Below are 19,051 nucleotides of genomic sequence, written 5' to 3' on the forward strand. Positions count from 1 at the left end.
CCGGACCAAAGACGCCTGTCAGCCGGGCACCGGATCGGTCACGCCAGCTTCCTTGCGGTGGTACTTGGCCCACAGGGTCAGCCCCCGTGTCGCGTTCAGGATCATCAGCGCAAGCCACAGGCCGTGGTTGCCCATCAGCGGCAACAGCACCGCCAGCGCGACCACATAGACCGCCGCCGACTGTAGCGCGGCGATGCGCATTTCGCGGGTCCACGTGGCGCCGATATAGATCCCGTCCAGCATCCATGCGCCGATGCCGATCAGCGGCGCGGCGCAAAGCCAAGGTAGATAGGTTCGCGCCTCGGCCCGGACCGCTTCGGACGTGGTCATCAGGTCGATGATCGCGCCGCCGAAGATCCAGAACACCAGCCCCAGCAACACGGCACCCGCGACCCCCCATTGCGAGCTGATGATCGACGCACGGCGCAGCGCGGCGCGGTCGCGGGCGCCCACCGCCGCACCCACCAGCGCCTCGGCCGAGAAGGCGAAACCGTCAAGCGCGAAGGCGGTGATCTCGATGAACTGCACCAGCACCTGGTTCGCGGCGAGGGTGACGTCGCCAAGGTCCGCCGCAAGGAACAGGAAGGTGGTGAAGGACACCGACAGGATCACCGAGCGGATCATGATGTCGGTGTTGACCGCCAGCATCCGCTTCAGCCGCACCCGGTCGAACACCCGCGCCCAGTCGCGCCACTGGTCGCCCGCGAAGGCGTCGCGGCATAGCCACAGGCCCAGCGTCAGCCCGCTGTATTCCGCGATCAGCGTCGCCGTGGCGACACCTTGCACGCCCCAGCCAAGCCCCAGCACGAACCACAGGTCCAGCCCGATGTTCAGTCCGTTCATCCAAAGCTGCAGCGCCAGCACACCGCGCGTGCGCTCCATCCCGATCAGCCAGCCGGTCAGGGCATAGATCCCGATGGCGGCGGGCGCGCCCCAGATCCGGATCGACAGGTACTGCCGGGCCAGCGTCTCGACCTCTTCGGACGCGGGCGCCAACCGGAACGCGCCCCAGAACAGCAGGACCTGCGCCGCAACCAGCACTGCCCCCGCCGTGGCGCCGAACAGCAGCCCGCGCATCAGCAGCGCACCGGTTTCCGAGGTGTCGCCCGCGCCCTTGGCCTGCGCCACCATGCCGGTGGTGCCCATCCGAAGGAAGCCGAAGACCCAGTAGATCGTCGTCAGGATCACCGCCCCGATGCCCACGGCGCCGATCGGCGCAGCCGCGCCCATCTGGCCCACCACACCGGTGTCGACCGCGCCCAGAATGGGGATCGTGGCGTTCGACAGCACGATGGGCAGCGCGATGCGCAGGACGCGGCGATGCGTCAGGGCTCCGACCTCGGCGGTGCTCATGCGCGGGGCGACTGCGGCATCAGGAAATGCGCGGCGGCCTGCGCGATGGGACGCGCGCGGTTGTCCTGCCATGCCTCGACCTGAACGCTGGCATAGCGCCGGCCCGACCGCGTCACCCGCGCCCGGGCGTAAGCGTCGCGGGGCAGACCCGAGCGCAGATAATCCACCGTGAAATCAATGGTTTTCGGCAGGCGCGGCTGCACACCGGGCTGGATCGTCGCTGGGTCCAGCTTGCCGCTTTCGATGTCCTCCCAAAGGTAGGACCATGACAGTTCGACGATGGCGGTGAATTCAAGGAACGCGGCCGTGACCCCGCCGTGCAGAGCGGGCAGCATCGGATTGCCGATCAGCTTGTCGGAATAGGCCAGCAGGCCGGTCAGTTCGTCGCCGTGTCGTTCGAAGGTGATCCCGAGGAACCGCATGTAGGGCACACCATCGACCAGCGCCGCCAGCGCGGCGTCGCGGCGCTGTTTCACCACCTGCACGGGTTCGGGGCGTTGCCGGGTCATGCGCGCCGCTCCACCGTGAAAGCGCCCGTCGCGGTGGCGACCGGGTTGTCGCGGTCGTCGTCCATCGCCTGCGCCCGCACGAAGGCGACCGAGCGGGTGACGTGATAGCACTCGGCCCGCGCTACGATCTCCTGCCCCGGCTCGGCGCTGCGCATGTAGTCGATCCGCAGGTCCAGCGTCGCCGTCATCGCGGGCGCTTCGGGATGGCTCATCACCGCCGCGCCGCTACAGGTGTCCATCAACGCTGAAACCGCGCCGCCCGCGATCACCCCACGCGACGGATCGCCGATCAGCCGTTCGTCATAGGGCATCGCCACCTCGACGACGCCGGGCGCGATCGAAACCACACGCAGCCCCAGCGCCCGCGCATGCGGCAGCGCGCCGATGAACTGATCGATGATCCGGTCTTTCGCGTTCTGATCCAAGATCCCGCCCCGCCTGATGGCTCTTTGGAATGGCCGACGCCGATTAATCGACCGTTGGCGTCCGGGCCGCAAGGGGGCAGATGCCCCGGCGCCTTGGTTGCAAGCCGCCCGCGTCACGAAGCCGTCCGGACGCAATCCGGGAAGATCACGACAATTTGTTTCCGCTAACACGGCCCGGTGCCAAAAATATATAACAACGTTAAGCAATACGCCTTCAATTGCCGCAAATTTGTCTGTTCGCGCCGTGTCCCGACGCCAGTTTCGCCCTATGGTAGTATTGAGGGCGTCCTGATTGCGACTTAAACGGCTGATTTCCACATCCGCCACAGCCCCAGAGGCCACACATTCGGCGCCAGTTACCCCTAGGGCGCGGAACGCAATTGATCCTTTGCGCCCGCGGCATTATCCTAGTCATGCAAGGGAGTTACCGATGTCCGAGCCCCGGCTGAACTTCAAAGAAATGTGCGCCAAGTTCGACGTGACGGCGCGCACTTTGCGGTATTACGAGTACATCGAACTGCTTTCGCCCGAAAAGGAGGGCCGCTCACGGTTCTACGGACCAAAAGAGATCGCGCGAATGACCCTGATCCTTCGCGGCCGCCGGTGGGGCTTCTCACTCGAAGAGATCCGCCAGTGGCTTGAAATTTACGAAAGATCGGGAACCCGCGCGCAGATGGAAGTGCTGGTAGAAATGGCTGACCGCCAACTTAAGGTACTGAAATCCCAGCGCGAGGATCTTGAGACAGCCATCGCCGAATTGCAGTCGTTGCGGGATGAAACCGCTTCCGATTTGGCGTAGCCAGCAATCTTCACAAATGACGTCACGTTACACCGGCCGTAGGGTCAACCGCGCTTGAAGCGCCTTTGATCTGCGGTCATGTGGGGCGTCTAAGATTACAAGAATGAGGCCAACATGACCGACGAAGTCATGACCATCCGAGAGATGTGCGACGCGTACGACGTGACCCCACGCACACTGCGGTTTTATGAATCCAAGGAGCTTCTCGCCCCGATCCGCCAAGGCAGCAAGCGGCTGTTCACGCGCCGCGATCGCGCCCGGCTGAAGCTGATCCTGCGCGGCAAGAAGTTCGGCTTCTCGCTTGAGGAAATCCGCCAGATCCTGGACCTGTACGAGTCCGAGGGCGGCGAGCAGGCTCAACTTCAGCGTGCGCACGAAGCCGCGAAGGATCGCCTGTCCGAAATGGAGCGCCAGCGCGACGAACTGACCGGCACGATCGAAGAACTCAAGTCCGAGATCGAGTGGAGCGCGAACGTGCTGACGTCCTACAATCAGCAGGCCGCCGCAGAATAAAATCCGGACACGACGGGAGGGAGGCCCGACATGCCCAGCTACACCGCGCCGCTCAAGGATCAGCAGTTTTTGCTGCACGAGGTCCTGAAAGTCTCTGACGCCGGGATTCCCGGTTACGACGAACTGGACCGGGATTTCACCGGCGCGGTTCTGGAAGAGGCCGGAAAGATCGCGTCCGAGGTGCTTCAGCCGCTGAACCCGGTGGGCGACCGCCAGGGATGCACGCTGGAAAATGGTGTGGTCCGCACGCCGGACGGCTTCAAGGCCGCCTACGACCAGCTGCGTGAAGGCGGCTGGATGGGGCTGGACGCCGATCCGGACTATGGCGGTCAGGGCATGCCCTTCCTCCTGTCCTCTGCCGTGGGCGAAATGTTCGTGTCTGCGAACATGGCGCTCAACATGTACCAGGGGCTGACGCATGGCGCCTACTCGGCGATCCACACTCACGGATCGGACGAGCAGAAAGCCATGTACCTGCCCAACATGGTCGAGGGCCGCTGGTCCGGCACCATGAACCTGACGGAACCGCACTGCGGCACCGACCTTGGGCTGATCCGCACCAAGGCCGAACCGCAGGACGACGGCAGCTATTCCATCACCGGCTCGAAGATCTGGATCTCGGCCGGCGAACACGACCTGTCCGAGAACATCATCCACCTCGTGCTGGCCAAGGCCCCCGGCGGCGGCGAAGGCACCAAGGGGATCTCGCTGTTCATCGTGCCCAAGTTCATGGTGAACGACGACGGCTCGCTGGGCGAGCGCAACGCGGTGTCCTGCGGCGGCCTCGAAGAAAAGATGGGCATCCACGGCAACGCCACCTGCGTGATGAACTATGACGGTGCCAAGGGCTTCCTTGTGGGCGAGCTTCACAAGGGCATGCGCGCCATGTTCACCATGATGAACGAGGCCCGGCTGGGCGTCGGCGTACAGGGTCTGGCGCAGGGCTCGGTCGCCTACCAGAACGCGCTTGGCTTCGCGCGGGACCGTCTGCAAGGGCGCGACGTGACCGGGGTGAAGAACCCCGATGGCCCCGCCGACCCGATCATCGTGCATCCCGACGTGCGACGCGGCCTGATGGATCAGAAAAGCTTCGTCGAGGGCGGTCGCGCCTTCATGTACTGGGGCGCCATGCTGATCGACCAGGCGCACCGGGCCGAGGACGCGGACGCCGAGGCGCTGATCTCGCTGCTGACCCCGGTCATCAAGGGCTTCCTGACCGACAAGGGCTTCGAGACCACCGTGCTGGCGCAACAGACGCTGGGCGGCTCGGGCTTTACCCGCGAATGGGGGATCGAGCAGTTCGTGCGCGATGCGCGCATCACCATGATCTACGAGGGCACGAACGGCATCCAGTCGCTGGACCTCGTCGGCCGCAAGCTGGCGCAGAACGGCGGCAAGACCGTGATGGCCTTCTTCGACATGGTGAAGACCTTCATCAAGGAGAACGAGGACGATGCCGACCTGAAGGACGGCTTCCTCGATCCGCTCAAGGCGGCGTCCAAGGACCTGCAGGCGGCGGGCATGTTCTTCATGCAGAACGGCATGAAGAATCCGAACGCCGCGCTGGCCGGGTCCTACGACTTCATGCTGCTGTTCGGGCACGTCTGCCTTGGCCTGATGTGGGCCCGTATGGCGAAGGCCGCCCGCGCCGCGCTGGACGCCGAAACCAGTGACGCAGCGTTCTACGAATCGAAACTCGCCACGGGGCGCTACTATATGGCACGACAGTTGCCAGCGACCGCGACGCACCTCGCCCGGATCCAGTCCGGCGCGGACCCGGTGATGGCGCTGGACGCAAGCGGCTTTTAGGGCGCGGGGATCTCACCTCTCGCCCGAACGCACCGGGAGAGAGGAAAGATGCCGAAACGGTTCCGACTGACACGCCACTTTACCGTCGGCATGACGGAAGACGGCTATCGCCGGCTTCGGAAGTTCTCGCAAGAAGCGGGGCTGACCGAGGGCGAGGCGTTGTCCTTCCTGTTCGAACATTTCGACAGCGTGACGAACGAGGACAACCTCGTCGCGCGGCTGCGGCTGTTCAACTCGGAGCTCGACGCGCGCAAACGGTAACGGAGGGGAAGACAGGCATGCGGGCCAGCTGGAGGACGGACGAGCACGACATGCTCGCCGAGATGACGCGCAAGTTCATAACCGAGGAATGGAAGCCCCATTTCGCGCGCTGGCGCGAGCAGGGGGAAATGGACCGCTCGACCTGGGCGCAGGCGGGCGAGCTTGGCCTGCTGTGCCCCTCGATCCCCGAGGAATACGGCGGCGTCGGCGGCGATTTCGGCCACGAGGCGGTGATCCTGATGGAACAGACCCGCGCCAACCTCGCCAGCTGGGGGCACGGCATCCATTCCGGCATCGTGGCGCACTATATCCTCGCTTACGGCACCGAGGACCAGAAACGCCGCTGGCTGCCCAAGATGGTGTCCGGCGAACTGGTCGGCGCGCTGGCGATGACCGAACCCGCCGCGGGCTCGGACGTGCAGGCGATCAAGACCAAGGCGGTCCGCGACGGGAACGCCTACCGCGTGTCGGGCCAGAAGGTGTTCATCACCAACGGACAGCACGCCAACCTGGTGATCGTCGCCGCCAAGACCGACCCCAAGGCCGGGGCGAAGGGCACGTCGCTGGTGGTGGTCGAAACCGACGGCGCGGCGGGGTTCACGCGCGGCCGCAACCTCGACAAGATCGGCTGCCACGCCTCGGACACGTCCGAGCTGTTCTTCGACAACGTCGAGGTCCCGCCCGAGAACCTGCTGGGCCAAGCCGAAGGGCAAGGCTTCTATCAGATGATGCAGCAACTGCCGCAGGAACGGCTGATCATCGCCTGCACCGCGATGGGCGCCATCGACGGCGCGCTGGACCGCACCATGACCTATTGCCGCGAACGACAGGCCTTCGGCGGCCCGTTGATGCAGTTCCAGAACACCCGCTTCAAGCTGGCCGAATGCCAGACCAAGGCCGCCGTCAGCCGCGCGTTTCTGGACGAATGCATCCGCGAGCATCTTGACGGAAAGCTGTCGGTCGAAAAGGCCGCGATGGCCAAGCTGTGGCTGTCCGAGGCACAGGGCGAGATTCTCGACGAATGCGTCCAGCTGCACGGCGGTTACGGTTTCATGACCGAATACGAGGTCGGCGAGATGTGGACCGACGCCCGGATCCAGCGGATCTATGGCGGAACGAACGAGATCATGAAGGAACTGATCGCGCGCGGCTTCGCGGTGGAAAAACAATGAGCCTCGCGCGCGCGGAAACCTCGGGACGCCTCCGGCGGAGGTATTTGGGAAGAGGAGAAGCAGGGGACGGCACCTGTCCGCCCCGCCGGTCCGCGCCCGGAAGCCGCGGAAACCGGCGAGGCTTCTCCTCTTGCGGTCATCGGCTCCTCAGCCTGTACCGCGCCACCGATCCTGCGCGCCCATCCTTAACAGTCCGTAAACGGGCCCCTTCTTCTCTTGGAAAATACCTCGCGGGGGTGTGGGGGTGCGACACCCCCACGCCGCCATTGGCCACAGGAACCAGACCATGACGATAAAGCTCTATTGCTTCGGCGAATCCGGACACTCCTACAAGGCGGCGCTGGCGCTGCAGGTTCACGGGCTCGACTGGGAGCCGGTGTTCGTGGATTTCTTCAACGGCGAGACCCGATCCGATGCCTACCGCGCCGAGGTCAACGAGATGGGCGAGGTCCCCGTGCTGGTGGACGGCGACGTGCGGCTGACGCAGTCGGGCGTGATCCAGCAATACCTGAGCGACAAGACCGGCAAGCTGGGCGGCGACGGCGCCGATAAGTACGAGGTTCTGCGCTGGGTGCTGTGGGACAACCACAAGCTTTCGAGCTTTGCGGGGATCACGCGCTTCCTGATGAACTTCCTCCCCGAGGACAAGCGCCCCGCCGACACCATCGCTTTCCTGCAAGGCCGGCTGAGCGGCGCCTATGGCATCCTCGACAAGCATCTCGAGGGCCGCGACTGGCTGGTGGGTGACAGCGTCACCAACGCCGATCTGACCTGCTGCGGCTATCTCTACTATCCCGAGCCCTTCGGCTTCGACCGCGCGGCCTATCCCGCGATCGACCGCTGGCTGTCGAACATCCAGTCGCTGGACGGCTGGAAACACCCCTACGACCTGATGCCCGGCAACCCGTCGGACCGGGCCTGACGACAAGAAGGACGCTTCCCATGACAGAAGCCTATATCTACGACGCCGTCCGCTCTCCGCGTGGCAAGGGCCGCAAGGACGGCGCGCTGCACGAGGTGACCGCGGTCCGGCTGTCGGCCGACATCCTGAACGCGGTGAACGCGCGCAACGGTCTGGACGGCCGCGGCGTCGAGGACGTGATCTGGGGCAACGTCACCCAGGTGGGTGAACAGGGCGGCTGCCTTGCGCGCACCGCCGTGCTGGCCTCGGACCTTGACGAGGCCGTGCCCGGCCTGTCGATCAACCGCTTCTGCGCCAGCGGGCTGGAGGCGGTGAACCTTGCCGCCAACCAGGTGCGCGGCGGGGCCGGACAGGCCTATATCGCCGGTGGCGTCGAGATGATGGGCCGCGTGCCGATGGGGTCGGACGGCGCCGCCGTCGCGGTCGACCCGTCGGTCGCGATGGCGCAGTATTTCGTGCCGCAGGGCATCTCGGCCGACATCATCGCCACTGAATACGGCTTCAGCCGCGACGATGCCGATGCCTTTGCCGTCCGCAGCCAGGCCCGCGCCGCCGAGGCGTGGGAGGACGAGCGGTTCGCCAAGTCAATCGTCGAGATCAAGGACATCAACGGCCTGCCGATCCTGTCGAAGGACGAGTACATGCGGCCCGGCACCGACATGCAGGCGCTTGGCGCGCTGAAGGCGTCGTTCAAGGACATGGGCGAGACGATGCCCGGCTTCGATCAGCTGGCGCTGATGAAGTACCCGCATCTCGAACGGATCAACCACATCCACCATGCGGGCAACTCGTCCGGGATCGTGGACGGCGCCGCCGCGCTGCTGATCGGGTCGAAGGAATTCGGCGAAGCGCACGGCCTGACGCCCCGCGCCCGCATCCGCGCCAGCGCCAAGATCGGCACCGATCCGACCATCATGCTGACCGGCCCGGTTCCGGTGACCGAGAAGATCCTGGCCGAAACGGGCATGTCCATCGGCGACATCGACCTGTTCGAGGTGAACGAGGCGTTCTCGGCCGTGGTTCTGCGGTTCATGCAGGCGTTCGACGTCGATGCGGACAAGGTGAACGTCAATGGCGGCGCCATCGCGATGGGGCACCCGCTGGGCGCGACCGGGGCGATGATCCTTGGCACCCTGCTGGACGAGCTGGAGCGCACCGGCAAGGGCACCGGCCTTGCCACGCTGTGCGTCGCGTCGGGCATGGGCGCGGCCACCATCATCGAGCGCGTGTGAGGAGCAAGCGACATGACCGAATTCCACTATGAAACCGGCGCCGACGGCGTCGCCGTCATCACCTGGGACCTGCCCGGCAAGTCGATGAACGTGCTGACCTTCGAGGGTCTACGCGAGCTGGACGCGCATATCGACACCGCGCTGGCCGACGAGGCCGTGAAGGGCGTCGTGATCACCTCGGGCAAGCCGGGCAGCTTCGCGGGCGGGATGGACCTGAACGTGCTGGCCGACCTGAAGAACGCCGCCGGAGACAACCCGGCCAAGGGGATCTTCGACGGCATCATGCAGATGCACGGCGTGCTGCGGAAAATCGAGCGCGCCGGGATGGATCCGAAGACCCTGAAGGGCGCCAAGCCCATCGCCTGCGCCCTGCCCGGCACCACGATGGGCATCGGCTATGAAATCGCGCTGGCCTGCCACCGTATTTTCGCCGCCGACAACCCGAAGGGAAAGATCGGCCTGCCCGAGATCATGGTCGGGCTGTTCCCCGGCGCCGGCGGCACGACGCGGCTGGTGCGGAAGATGGGGGCGATGGCGGCCTCTCCGTACCTGCTGGAGGGCAAGACGGTCGAACCGAAGAAGGCCAAGTCGGCCGGACTGGTCGACGAGGTGGTCGAGCCGGAAGACCTGCTTGAAAAAGCGAAGGAATGGGTGCTGTCGGCAAAGGACGCCGACTGCGTCAAACCGTGGGATCAGAAGGGCTACAAGATGCCCGGCGGCGCGCCGTATCATCCGGCGGGCTTCATGACCTTCGTCGGGGCCTCGGCGATGGTGAACGGCAAGACCAAGGGCGTCTATCCCGCCGCCAAGGCGCTGCTGTCGGCCGTCTACGAAGGCGCGCTGGTGCCCTTCGACACCGCCCTGAAGATCGAGGCGCGGTGGTTCACAAACGTGATCCTGAACTCGTCCTCGGGGGCGATGATCCGGTCGCTGTTCCTGAACAAGGGCGCGCTGGAGAAGGGCGCGAACCGCCCCGAGGCGCCGGACCAGACGGTGAAGAAGGTCGGCGTGCTGGGCGCTGGGATGATGGGCGCGGGCATCACGCTGGTCTCGGCGCAGGCCGGGATCGAGGTGGTGCTGCTGGACCAAAGCCAGGACGCAGCGGACAAGGGCAAGGCCTATACCGCGACCTACATGGACAAGGGCATTCAGCGGAAGAAGGCGACGCCCGAGAAGAAAGAGCAGGTCCTGTCGCTGATCACCGCGACCACCGACTATGCGGCGTTGGCGGGCTGTGACCTGATCATCGAAGCCGTGTTCGAGGATCCGGGCGTGAAGGCCGAGGTCACGCAGGCCGTCGAGGCGGTCATCGACGAAGATTGCATCTTCGCCACCAACACCTCGACGCTGCCGATCACGATGCTGTCCAAGGCCTCGAAGCGGCCCGAGCAGTTCATCGGCATCCACTTCTTCTCGCCCGTCGAGAAGATGATGCTGGTCGAGATCATCAAGGGCAAGGCAACCGGCGACCGGGCCGTGGCCAAGGCGCTGGACTACGTCCGGCAGATCCGCAAGACGCCCATCGTCGTGAACGACGCACGGTTCTTCTACGCCAACCGCTGCATCATCCCCTACATCAACGAAGGCATCCGGATGGTGGCCGAGGGGATCACCCCGCCGCTGGTGGAAAACGCCGCGAAGCTTGTGGGGATGCCGCTGGGGCCGCTTCAACTGGTGGACGAGACCTCGATCGACCTTGGCGTGAAGATCGCCAAGGCGACCAAGGCCGCGATGGGCGATGCCTATCCCGATGACGCGGTGGACGAGGTGCTGTTCTGGATGGCCGATCAAGGCCGTCTGGGCCGCAAGTCGAACGCGGGTTTCTATGCCTATGACGACAAGGGCAAGCGCACCGGGCTTTGGGACGGGCTGGCGGCGCAGTTCCCGCTGGCCGACACCCAGCCCGAGGTGACCGAGGTGCAGCACCGCCTGCTGTTCGCGCAGGTTCTGGAAGCGGTGCGGGCACTGGACGAAGGCGTTCTGACCGACATCCGAGAAGGCGACGTGGGCGCGATCCTTGGCTGGGGCTTCGCGCCGTGGTCGGGCGGTCCGTTCTCGTGGCTGGACATGATCGGCGCGGCGAAGGCGGTCGAGATCTGCGACGGCCTGACCGAGCGCCACGGCCCCCGGTTCACCACCCCGCCCCTGCTGCGCGAAATGGCCGAGAAGGGCGACACGTTCTATGGCCGCTTCGGCCCTCCGGCACAGGCCGCCGCCTGACGCGGGGCGCAAGGCATATCAAAATCGAAAAGGGCGGCCCCAGGGCCGCCCTTTCCAGTTTCGCTCGGTGTTGTGAGTGTGAGGGAATTCCGAGTCGAAATGGGTAACGTCAGGCGAACAACGCCGAATAGGTCTGGCCGCCGTGCGGATCGTGCAGAACGCCGTCTTCGATGGCATCCGCCGTTTCAAGGCACTCTACAAGGTACAGCGCCTCGTCCGCATCAAGCTTGGTGTAGGTTCCCGGAGTTGCGTCGCCGGTCAGCAGGTCCTCGACAGACATCTCGCGAACCGAGCCGCAGAACACCAGCGCGCCGTCGTTCACGAAGACGACCTCGTCTTGGTCAAAGCACAGTCCGATGGACTCGATCGGGCCCTGCGGTTCCAGCCGCGCGATGCCGCGATAACCTTCCAGCGTGAACGCGTCGATCAGCGCGAAGGGGTCGCCGTACAACACTTCGGCGGCGTCGGATTCGATCATCACCGGCTGCGTGGGCTGAAGCATCAGGGGATGCGCGTTGTCCAATGCGTCCTTGGGGACGAACAGCGGCCATTCGGCCTGCGGGACGTTCTGGATGGCCGAGGTGCGCACCTTCGTCAGGCGGCGCAGCGGCTGAAGACCACGGTCGAAGGTAAGAACAAGATCGCCCTCGGTCAGCGACTCGACCGGGCACCAGCCCTTGGCGGTCGCGACCTTCGTGCCGGCCAGCATTCCGGGGACGACGGACGGCATCGCCTTGATCCGGTCGGCGCCCAGCCCTTCGCCCGTCTCCTGCCGGAGCGCGCGTGGATGTGTAGTGGACGCAGCCTTGCCGAGGCCGAACATGTTTGTGTCTCCGAATGGTTCGTGTCGCGTGTGCTTATGTTTGATCAACACTACGTTCGATTCGGACGACGCGAGTTCGGCACGATAACGGTAAGAATGTGTCACAGTTTCGATGTGGTTTTTAGTTAACCCGCGTTAACGCCGATCCTTTCCACCAGCGAAACGGATTTCTATCCGAACGTGTAGCCGAAGCGTTTACGATCGTGGCGACAAAGGGACCCGACAATTTCTGTCAGGTCCGTATCGTAGTAGGTCCGATAGTCCCGCGCGCGGTTGGACGCGTTGAAATAAGGCACGTCGAGGGCGAAACCCAGATGTGACTCGACGGGCACAAGATCGGTCTTCAGATGCTCCAGCCGTACGAAGGCGTCGCACCGCTCGCGCCCGGTGGCGTCGGTGACATAGCTGGCTGCGCTTGAACTGGCGAACGCCATCTGCGTCGTCGGGTGGCGGACGAAATCCGGGAATGGCACGCGCTTGGCCAGACGGACGGCGGAATGGTCGAATTCCTGCGTCTGTAGCCAGTGGTAATAGCTGACCATCCGGTCCCACGGGTTCCGCACCAGCGTGAAGACGAACATCTCGTCCAGTTCTTGCGGCGACACCAGTCCGTCAATGTCCGCCAGCGTCGAGTGCTTCCACAAACGGCCGCGCGTTTGGACGCCCTTCAGCCGCCCGCGCCGCTGCTTCGCCTTCGGCGTGTCCCCGATCAGGATGTCGTCCTTCATCGCCCGTGCTTCCAGTGCCAGCGAAAGCGAGGTGCCGCCGGTCTTTGGAATATGGACGAAAACGAAGCGCCGGCCGTGCGAGATGATCATGGGCGAAGGCTAGCAAACCGTGGCACGGCGCGGAACGGCAAAGCCGCAGGTCCGGCATTCCCTCTGGGGCGGAAGGGCACTAACGTCAGCTTCGATCCGGCAGAGGGAGGAGATCGGAATGGGCTGGCTGGCAGACGAAAGCGGACTAGGCAAATGCGCCGCGAACCATGTGGCGCTGACACCGTTGTCGCACTTGAACCGCGCCGCCCGCCTGTTCCCGGACCGCGAGGCGCTGGTCTACGGCAAGGTCCGGCACACCTATGCCGCCTATCACGCGCGGGTGTCGCGGCTGGCCTCTGCCCTTGCGGGGGCCGGGATCGCGCCCGGCGACGTGGTGGCAACGATCCTGCCCAACATCCCCGCACAGGCCGAAGCGCATTTCGGCGTGCCGGCGTGTGCCGCGATCCTGAACACGATCAACGTGCGGCTGGACGTGCATACGGTGTCCTACATCCTTGACCACGGACAGGCGAAGCTGGTGTTGGTCGACACCCAGTTCCTGCCGCTGGCAGAGGCCGCGCTGGCGGCGATGGAAGGGCCGAAACCGCAAATCGTCGAGGTTGCGGACCCCGACTCGGGGTTCCCCGCCACCGGCCGCTATCCCGAATACGAAGAGTTCATCGCAAGCGGCGATCCGGCCTTCGACTGGATCCTGCCGCAGGATGAATGGGAAAGCATCGCGCTGAACTACACCTCGGGCACCACCGGGCACCCCAAGGGCGTCGTCTATCACCATCGCGGCGCCTATCTGTCGACGATGGGACAGGTGGTGTCGTGGCGCATGGTGCTGCACCCGGTCTACCTGACCATCGTGCCGCTGTTCCACTGCAACGGCTGGTGTCACACATGGATGATGCCGCTGCTGGGCGGCACCGTGGTGTGCTGCCGTCACGTCGATGCGAAATCCATCTACGACGCCATCGCGGATGAGAACGTAACCCATTTCGGCGGCGCGCCCATCGTGCTGAACACGCTGATCCACGCGGACGACGCCGACCGGCGTGCCTTCGACCACACGGTCGAGGTGTTCACCGCCGGCGCCCCGCCCCCCGCCGCGACGCTGGCCGCGATCGAGCCGCTGGGCTTCAACGTCACGCAGGTTTACGGCCTGACCGAGGTCTACGGCCCCGGCACCGAGTGCCTTTGGAAAGACGACTGGGACGCGCTTCCGTCGAAGGAACGCTATGCGATCAAGGCCCGGACCGGCGTGGTGATGCCGATGCTGGAGGACTGCACCGTTCTGGATCCCGAAATGCGTGCGCAAATCGACATGGACGGCGCCGCGCAGGGCGAGATCATGTTCCGCGGCAACGCCGTGATGAAGGGGTATTACAAAAACCCCGAAGCCACCGAGAAGGCGTTCGAAGGCGGCTGGTTCCATTCCGGCGACATCGCGATCCAGCATCCCGACGGCTACATGAAGATTGTCGACCGCTCGAAGGACGTGATCATCTCGGGCGGCGAGAACGTGTCCTCGGTCGAGGTCGAGGACGTGCTGATGCACCACCCCGACGTGCTGCTGTGCGCGGTGGTGGCCAAGCCGGACGAGAAATGGGGCGAAGTGCCTTGCGCCTTCGTCGAACTGAAGCCGGGCCGACAGTTGACCGAGGCAGAACTGATCGCCTTCGCGCGCAAGGAACTGGCCGGGTTCAAGACGCCGAAAGCGGTGGTGTTTCAGGACCTGCCGAAGACCTCGACCGGGAAGATCCAGAAGTTCGAGCTGCGCAATCAGGTCAGGGGCGGCTAAGCGGCCCTAGCACGTCGGCCAGTTCTTCGCCTCTTCCTTCAGGAACGAGGTGAAGGCCTGCACCTTCATCGTGCGGTGCAGGTCGACATGGGTGACAAGCCACAGCGGCGCGGCCCATTCGGTGCGAGCGGGCCAGACTTCGACGAGATCGGGGTCGGCCCTGCCCTCGCACAGTGCCATGTAACCGATGCCCGCCCCGGCGCGGATCGCCGATTTGGTCACCGACTGATCGGTCGAGCGGAACACGATCCGGTCCAGCGGAACGGTATTCCGAAGCCAGATGTCGAACGGCGCGCGCGGGACGTCGACGTCGCTGCTGACAAAGTCGAACTTGTCCGCTTCCGTTTCGTCCTTCGGCAGGCCATGCGCGTCGGCATAGCTGCGGGCGGCAAAGAACGTGCCCATCTCGCGGCCCAGCGACTGCACGACGTTGTCCGGCTCTTCCGGCGCGGCGCCGGCCCGAATGGCGACATGCGCCTCGCCGTATTCCAGCCGGAACAGGCGTTCGCCGGTAAGAAGTCGCACGATCAGGCCGGGATGTTCGGCGCGGAATTTCACCAGCACCGGCATGATCGCGGGAACAACCCCGGCCAGCGTGGTGATCAGCAACTCGCCTGTGACCTCTTCGCCGCGCCCGCGGATGCGGCTGGCAAGCTGGCCGAACTGGTCGTTGGTCGCCTGCGCCACCTGCAGAAGGTCGCGCCCCGCCTCGGTCGGGGTGTAGCCGCGCGCGTGGCGTTGGAACAGCTTGACGCCCAGCCGCTCTTCCAGCGCGTCGATATGGCGGATCACCGTGGCGTGGTGCACGCCCAGCACGCTGGCTGCGCCGCTGACGGTTCCCAACCGCGCCACCTGATAAGCGGTGCGGACTTCATCCCAGTTTCCTACGGCCATGTGATCTGTGCGCCCATAAACATCTTGCGTTCGGATAACCGATGCCTGTTCGCTCGGGCAAGAGCAACCTTTGCGGTCATTGGATTGTCATACGCCGCGCGTCAGACGCCCCAGTCCGGCGGGCGACCGCCGACGGCGGCCCATTCCTGTTCCAATGCAAGACGTTCCAGCCGAACCACCTGAGCCAGCGTTCGCACCCGGTCCGCGCCGGGCACGCGCAAATGGTCCAGCAGGCGATGGCTGTGCAGGATGGTGGGCATCACGTCCAAGGGCTCCCACGCGTCCAGCTTGGTGACCCGACGCAGGTTGAACTCGGGCGGCAGCACCCAGAAGCGCAGATCGCTTTCCCATAGCAAATCTTTCAGGATCACCTGATCGCGGTCGACCTGCGGTTCGGCATGAAACCGGGCCGCCCATTCGCGCAGGAATGCCAGCATCGCGTCGGACCGCCGATACAGCAGCACACCAGAGTTCAACTGCGGCACCGCGTAGGGTGTCTTGTGCCGCAACCCCTCTTGCACCAGCGCCGAGGCGCGTCGCACGTCGTGGGCCATCGCCATCTCGAACCTGTCGAGCACATCGAACAGATCGCCGAGCGGGCGCAGGACAAGGGTGTCGGCGTCAAGAAACAGGGTGCGGTCGAACCGGGTCAACGGCAGGCAGTCCAGCTTGCTGCGGTCGTGGGGCTGCGTGATGCGGTGCACGCGGTCGAACATCTCCAGCCCAGCGGCGTCCGGCAAATCGGTGAACAGGTCTGCTGGCAAGCCGGGGTTGGTCTGGCGCAGGCTTTCCGCGGAGGCCCGCGCAAGGTCGAGATAATCCTCGCCCGTCGCCACGTAGATTACGCCAGTCTGCATCCCCGTCTCCTGCGTCAGCCGGTCGGTGCCGGCAGCCGCCACTCCATCATGAAGTGGTACGGCGCATGGTTATACGAAGCACGGGCCCGGTCCGGACCACCCGTGGCGCACGGTTCTTCGAAACAGGTCAGGGACAGGCCAAGATCCAGCAGGCAGGTCATGTACGCCGACAGTGGCCGGTGCCAGTTGCGGATGCGGATGCCGCGCCATTCGTCCCAGCGGTCGTGTTCTTCTAGATAACGCGCCATCACCAGCCGCCGCGCCCCGCTGTCCAGCTTCTCGAAAAGGGCGCTGGCGGTGTTGTAGGCCTGCAGGTTGGCGATCAGCACCCGCCCACCCGGCGCAAGCACGCGTACGGCTTCGGTCAGGGCCGCGCGCATGTCCTCGATGTCGATAAGGGTCAGGTAGAACACGACCATGTCGAAACTGGCGTCCCCGACGTCCAGCCGCTCGGCCCGCCCGGCGCGGTAGTCGCCGCCCGGATCGCGGCGGCGCGCCTCGGCCAGCAGCGCCTCGGCGGGGTCCACGCCGACACAGGCGAAGCCAGCCGATCCCAGCCATCGGCAGAACCGCCCTTCGCCACAGCCCACATCCAGCACGCGGGCGGGGGCGGCGGCGCGCACCCGCGCCTGCATCGGCGCATCCAGAACATGGCGGCGGGAAAAATCGCCCGCGTCGCCCTGATCCGCGATCCACGCGTCTGCCGACGCGTCCCAACCGTTGTCCATGCGCCATCCTCCGCCGACCCAGCGTCACCGGCGGAACCACCGCCCCGGCCCACGCGTTTCGCTCTTCGCATCGGTACGGCCCTCGTGGTAGACGGCCCCGTTGCGATCGGCAATCAACGGAACCGGCGGAGCGCCTGATAAATGTTCGACCTGATCGCCGGCCACGAGGCCGTGATCGCGCTAGGACTGCTTGTCCTGCTTTTCGCAGCCTTCGTGGCAGAGATTTATCCCCCCGAAGTCACGGCCACCGCCGGTGCGGCGGTGTTCATCGCCATCGGCTTCGTGCCCGCGGCAGAGGTGTCCGCCGCCTTCTCGAACGGGGCGCCGCTGACCATCGCGGCGATGTTCGTGATCTCTGGCGCGCTGGTGCGGACCGGTCTTCTGGACGCGCTGGCGCAGATGATCGTCTCGCGGGCCGAAGACCGGCCGATCCAGACGCTTGCGCTGTTTTTCAGCGCGACGATGCTTGCGTCGGCCTTCGTCAACAACACGCCCGTCGTGCTGATCCTGATCCCCGTGGTCATCAAGCTGGCGCAGGCGCGGCAAAGCCCGTCGACCAAGTACCTTATACCGCTAAGCTACGCCGCGATCCTTGGGGGCACCTGCACCCTGATCGGCACCTCGACCAACCTTCTGGTCGACGGCGTGGCGCAGGATGCGGGGATGCAGGGCTTCGGCATCTTCGAGATCGCCCCCGTCGGGCTTGTGACGGCGGCCGCCGGGATGGGGTTCATGCTGGTGTTCGGACGCTTTCTGCTGCCCGCGCGCGATGACACCGGCCGGATCGACGAACGCTCCGAGGGCTGGCCCTTTCTGACCGAAGTCACCGTCGCCGAAGAGTCGCCCTACGAGGACGTGCCCTTGTCCGAGGTCGCGCCGCTGAACCGGCCAGGCATTCGCGTGACCGGTCTGCGCCGGGGGGGCCGAATCCGGCGGGGCGACCTGTCGGACGAGGTGCTGCAGGTCGGCGACACGCTGATCGTCGTCAGCCATGTGGCCGAGGTGCTGACCCTGCACGAGACGAAGGGCCTTCGCGTCGGTATGCGCCGGAACGCGCCGAACCAGGCCCGCCGGGCCGACGACACCAAGATGGTGCGGGTCGAGGCCATCGTGACCCCCGCCCGCGCGGCGGTGGGTGCACGCCTGTCCGAACTGGGGCTTGGGTCGCGCTATGGCATCCGGCTGCTGGGGGTGCACCGCCCGCACCACGTCGCCGGGGCCGATCTGAACTCTGTCCGTCTGCGCGCCGCCGACCGGCTGTTGATGGAAGGCCCGCCCGAAAGCTTCGACCAGCTGGCCCAGCAGGGCGACGTGGTTGCGATCACCCGCACCTCGGGCCGGGGCTATCGCCGTCGTCAGGCGCCGCTGGCGTTGCTGGCCTTGATCCTTGTGGTCGCCCTGTCCGCCATCGGCATGGCCGATATCCTGATCGCCGCCCTGCTTGCGGTTGCCGCCTTGCTGGTGCTGCGGTGCATCGACAACGACGAGGCGTGGGATTCCATCGACGCCGGCATCCTTGTGCTGATCTTCGCGATGCTGATCGTCGGCAAGGGACTGGAACTGACCGGCGCGGTCGAGCTGGTAGTGGGCGCCATTGCCCCGCTGCTGGATACCTTGCCGCCGTGGCTGGTACTGGCCGTGGTCTATGCCACCGCGTCGGTGATGACCGAGACGGTGACGAACAACGCGGTCGCGGTGGTGCTGACCCCTGTGGTCATCGCGCTGGCGGGGCAGCTTGGCTTTGACCCGCGCGCGCTGGTGATGACGGTGATGATGGGCGCCAGCGCCTCGTTCGCGACGCCGATCGGCTACCAGACCAACACGCTGGTCTACGGCGCGGGGAACTATCGTTTCGCGGACTTCCTGCGCGTCGGCGTGCCCATGAACATCGTGACCGGGATCGCCGCCGTGCTTGCGATCTCCGCGTTCTTCCCGCTGTCGCAGTAGACCTGCTGCGGCGGACTATTGC

General features: G+C 65.5%; 18 protein-coding genes. 10 read left to right on the top strand and 8 right to left on the bottom strand.

Features of this window, described 5'->3' with window-relative positions:
- Positions 1-18 precede the first annotated feature (18 nt).
- The 3 genes from P1K30_RS08675 to P1K30_RS08685 are packed head-to-tail and all read right to left on the bottom strand — an operon-like array spanning position 19 to position 2,287.
- Positions 19-1,353, bottom strand: a complete 1,335-nt coding sequence (locus tag P1K30_RS08675) for an MATE family efflux transporter (RefSeq protein ID WP_275632324.1) — start codon at positions 1,351-1,353, stop codon at positions 19-21.
- Positions 1,350-1,862 carry a PaaI family thioesterase gene (locus P1K30_RS08680; RefSeq protein ID WP_275632325.1) on the bottom strand — a complete coding sequence of 171 codons (513 nt, stop codon included), beginning with the start codon at positions 1,860-1,862 and terminating at the stop codon, positions 1,350-1,352. Before P1K30_RS08680 ends, P1K30_RS08675 begins: the two co-directional genes overlap by 4 nt.
- Positions 1,859-2,287, bottom strand: coding sequence for a PaaI family thioesterase (locus tag P1K30_RS08685; RefSeq protein ID WP_275632326.1), 429 nt, complete (start codon positions 2,285-2,287; stop codon positions 1,859-1,861). Before P1K30_RS08685 ends, P1K30_RS08680 begins: the two co-directional genes overlap by 4 nt.
- Before the next feature lie 430 nt (positions 2,288-2,717).
- Here P1K30_RS08685 and P1K30_RS08690 point away from each other — a divergent pair, with 430 nt between their 5' ends.
- The 8 genes from P1K30_RS08690 to P1K30_RS08725 all read left to right on the top strand — a co-directional run bounded on the left by P1K30_RS08690 (position 2,718) and on the right by P1K30_RS08725 (position 11,215).
- A complete protein-coding gene (locus P1K30_RS08690) occupies positions 2,718-3,086 on the top strand; it encodes a MerR family transcriptional regulator (RefSeq protein WP_275632327.1) in 369 nt (122 codons plus the stop codon).
- Positions 3,087-3,200: 114 nt separating this feature from the next.
- On the top strand, positions 3,201-3,599 hold the full coding sequence (locus P1K30_RS08695) for a MerR family transcriptional regulator (protein ID WP_275632328.1): 399 nt from the start codon (positions 3,201-3,203) through the stop codon (positions 3,597-3,599).
- A gap of 30 nt (positions 3,600-3,629) precedes the next feature.
- Positions 3,630-5,408, top strand: coding sequence for an acyl-CoA dehydrogenase C-terminal domain-containing protein (locus P1K30_RS08700; protein ID WP_275632329.1), 1,779 nt, complete (start codon positions 3,630-3,632; stop codon positions 5,406-5,408).
- A gap of 48 nt (positions 5,409-5,456) precedes the next feature.
- The gene (locus P1K30_RS08705; RefSeq protein ID WP_275632330.1) at positions 5,457-5,669 is read left to right on the top strand and encodes a hypothetical protein; all 213 of its coding nucleotides are present in this window, start codon (positions 5,457-5,459) and stop codon (positions 5,667-5,669) included.
- Positions 5,670-5,686: 17 nt separating this feature from the next.
- Positions 5,687-6,841, top strand: a complete 1,155-nt coding sequence (locus tag P1K30_RS08710; RefSeq protein WP_275632331.1) for an acyl-CoA dehydrogenase family protein — start codon at positions 5,687-5,689, stop codon at positions 6,839-6,841.
- A gap of 286 nt (positions 6,842-7,127) precedes the next feature.
- Positions 7,128-7,763 carry a glutathione S-transferase family protein gene (locus tag P1K30_RS08715; protein ID WP_275632332.1) on the top strand — a complete coding sequence of 212 codons (636 nt, stop codon included), beginning with the start codon at positions 7,128-7,130 and terminating at the stop codon, positions 7,761-7,763.
- A 20-nt stretch (positions 7,764-7,783) separates the two neighbouring features.
- Positions 7,784-8,995, top strand: a complete 1,212-nt coding sequence (locus tag P1K30_RS08720; RefSeq protein ID WP_275632333.1) for an acetyl-CoA C-acetyltransferase — start codon at positions 7,784-7,786, stop codon at positions 8,993-8,995.
- Between the two features lie 12 nt (positions 8,996-9,007).
- Complete coding sequence (locus P1K30_RS08725; protein ID WP_275632334.1) at positions 9,008-11,215, top strand: 3-hydroxyacyl-CoA dehydrogenase NAD-binding domain-containing protein; 2,208 nt, start codon at positions 9,008-9,010, stop codon at positions 11,213-11,215.
- A gap of 109 nt (positions 11,216-11,324) precedes the next feature.
- On the opposite strand, the gene P1K30_RS08730 is transcribed toward P1K30_RS08725, so the two are convergent.
- Together P1K30_RS08730 and P1K30_RS08735 are read right to left on the bottom strand one after the other, a co-directional pair.
- Positions 11,325-12,038: a Hint domain-containing protein gene (locus tag P1K30_RS08730; RefSeq protein WP_275632335.1), complete on the bottom strand. Its 714-nt coding sequence runs from the start codon at positions 12,036-12,038 to the stop codon at positions 11,325-11,327.
- Between the two features lie 170 nt (positions 12,039-12,208).
- Positions 12,209-12,856, bottom strand: a complete 648-nt coding sequence (locus P1K30_RS08735) for a sulfotransferase family 2 domain-containing protein (protein ID WP_275632336.1) — start codon at positions 12,854-12,856, stop codon at positions 12,209-12,211.
- 118 nt (positions 12,857-12,974) lie between these two features.
- Here P1K30_RS08735 and P1K30_RS08740 point away from each other — a divergent pair, with 118 nt between their 5' ends.
- Positions 12,975-14,603 carry an AMP-binding protein gene (locus P1K30_RS08740; RefSeq protein WP_275632337.1) on the top strand — a complete coding sequence of 543 codons (1,629 nt, stop codon included), beginning with the start codon at positions 12,975-12,977 and terminating at the stop codon, positions 14,601-14,603.
- A 6-nt stretch (positions 14,604-14,609) separates the two neighbouring features.
- Here P1K30_RS08740 and P1K30_RS08745 read toward each other — a convergent pair whose 3' ends face one another.
- The 3 genes from P1K30_RS08745 to P1K30_RS08755 all read right to left on the bottom strand — a co-directional run bounded on the left by P1K30_RS08745 (position 14,610) and on the right by P1K30_RS08755 (position 17,082).
- Positions 14,610-15,497: a LysR family transcriptional regulator gene (locus P1K30_RS08745; protein WP_275632338.1), complete on the bottom strand. Its 888-nt coding sequence runs from the start codon at positions 15,495-15,497 to the stop codon at positions 14,610-14,612.
- A gap of 101 nt (positions 15,498-15,598) precedes the next feature.
- Positions 15,599-16,354 (bottom strand): glycosyltransferase family protein, encoded by a 756-nt coding sequence (locus P1K30_RS08750; RefSeq protein ID WP_275632339.1) that lies wholly within the window; start codon positions 16,352-16,354, stop codon positions 15,599-15,601.
- Positions 16,355-16,368: 14 nt separating this feature from the next.
- A complete protein-coding gene (locus P1K30_RS08755; protein ID WP_275632340.1) occupies positions 16,369-17,082 on the bottom strand; it encodes a class I SAM-dependent methyltransferase in 714 nt (237 codons plus the stop codon).
- A gap of 141 nt (positions 17,083-17,223) precedes the next feature.
- On the opposite strand from P1K30_RS08755, the gene P1K30_RS08760 reads away from it, so the two are divergent.
- Positions 17,224-19,029, top strand: coding sequence for an SLC13 family permease (locus P1K30_RS08760; protein WP_275632341.1), 1,806 nt, complete (start codon positions 17,224-17,226; stop codon positions 19,027-19,029).
- Positions 19,030-19,051 lie beyond the last annotated feature (22 nt).

It is taken from the genome of Psychromarinibacter halotolerans, from assembly GCF_029168315.1.
GTDB classification, from domain to species: Bacteria; Pseudomonadota; Alphaproteobacteria; order Rhodobacterales; family Rhodobacteraceae; genus Psychromarinibacter; species Psychromarinibacter halotolerans.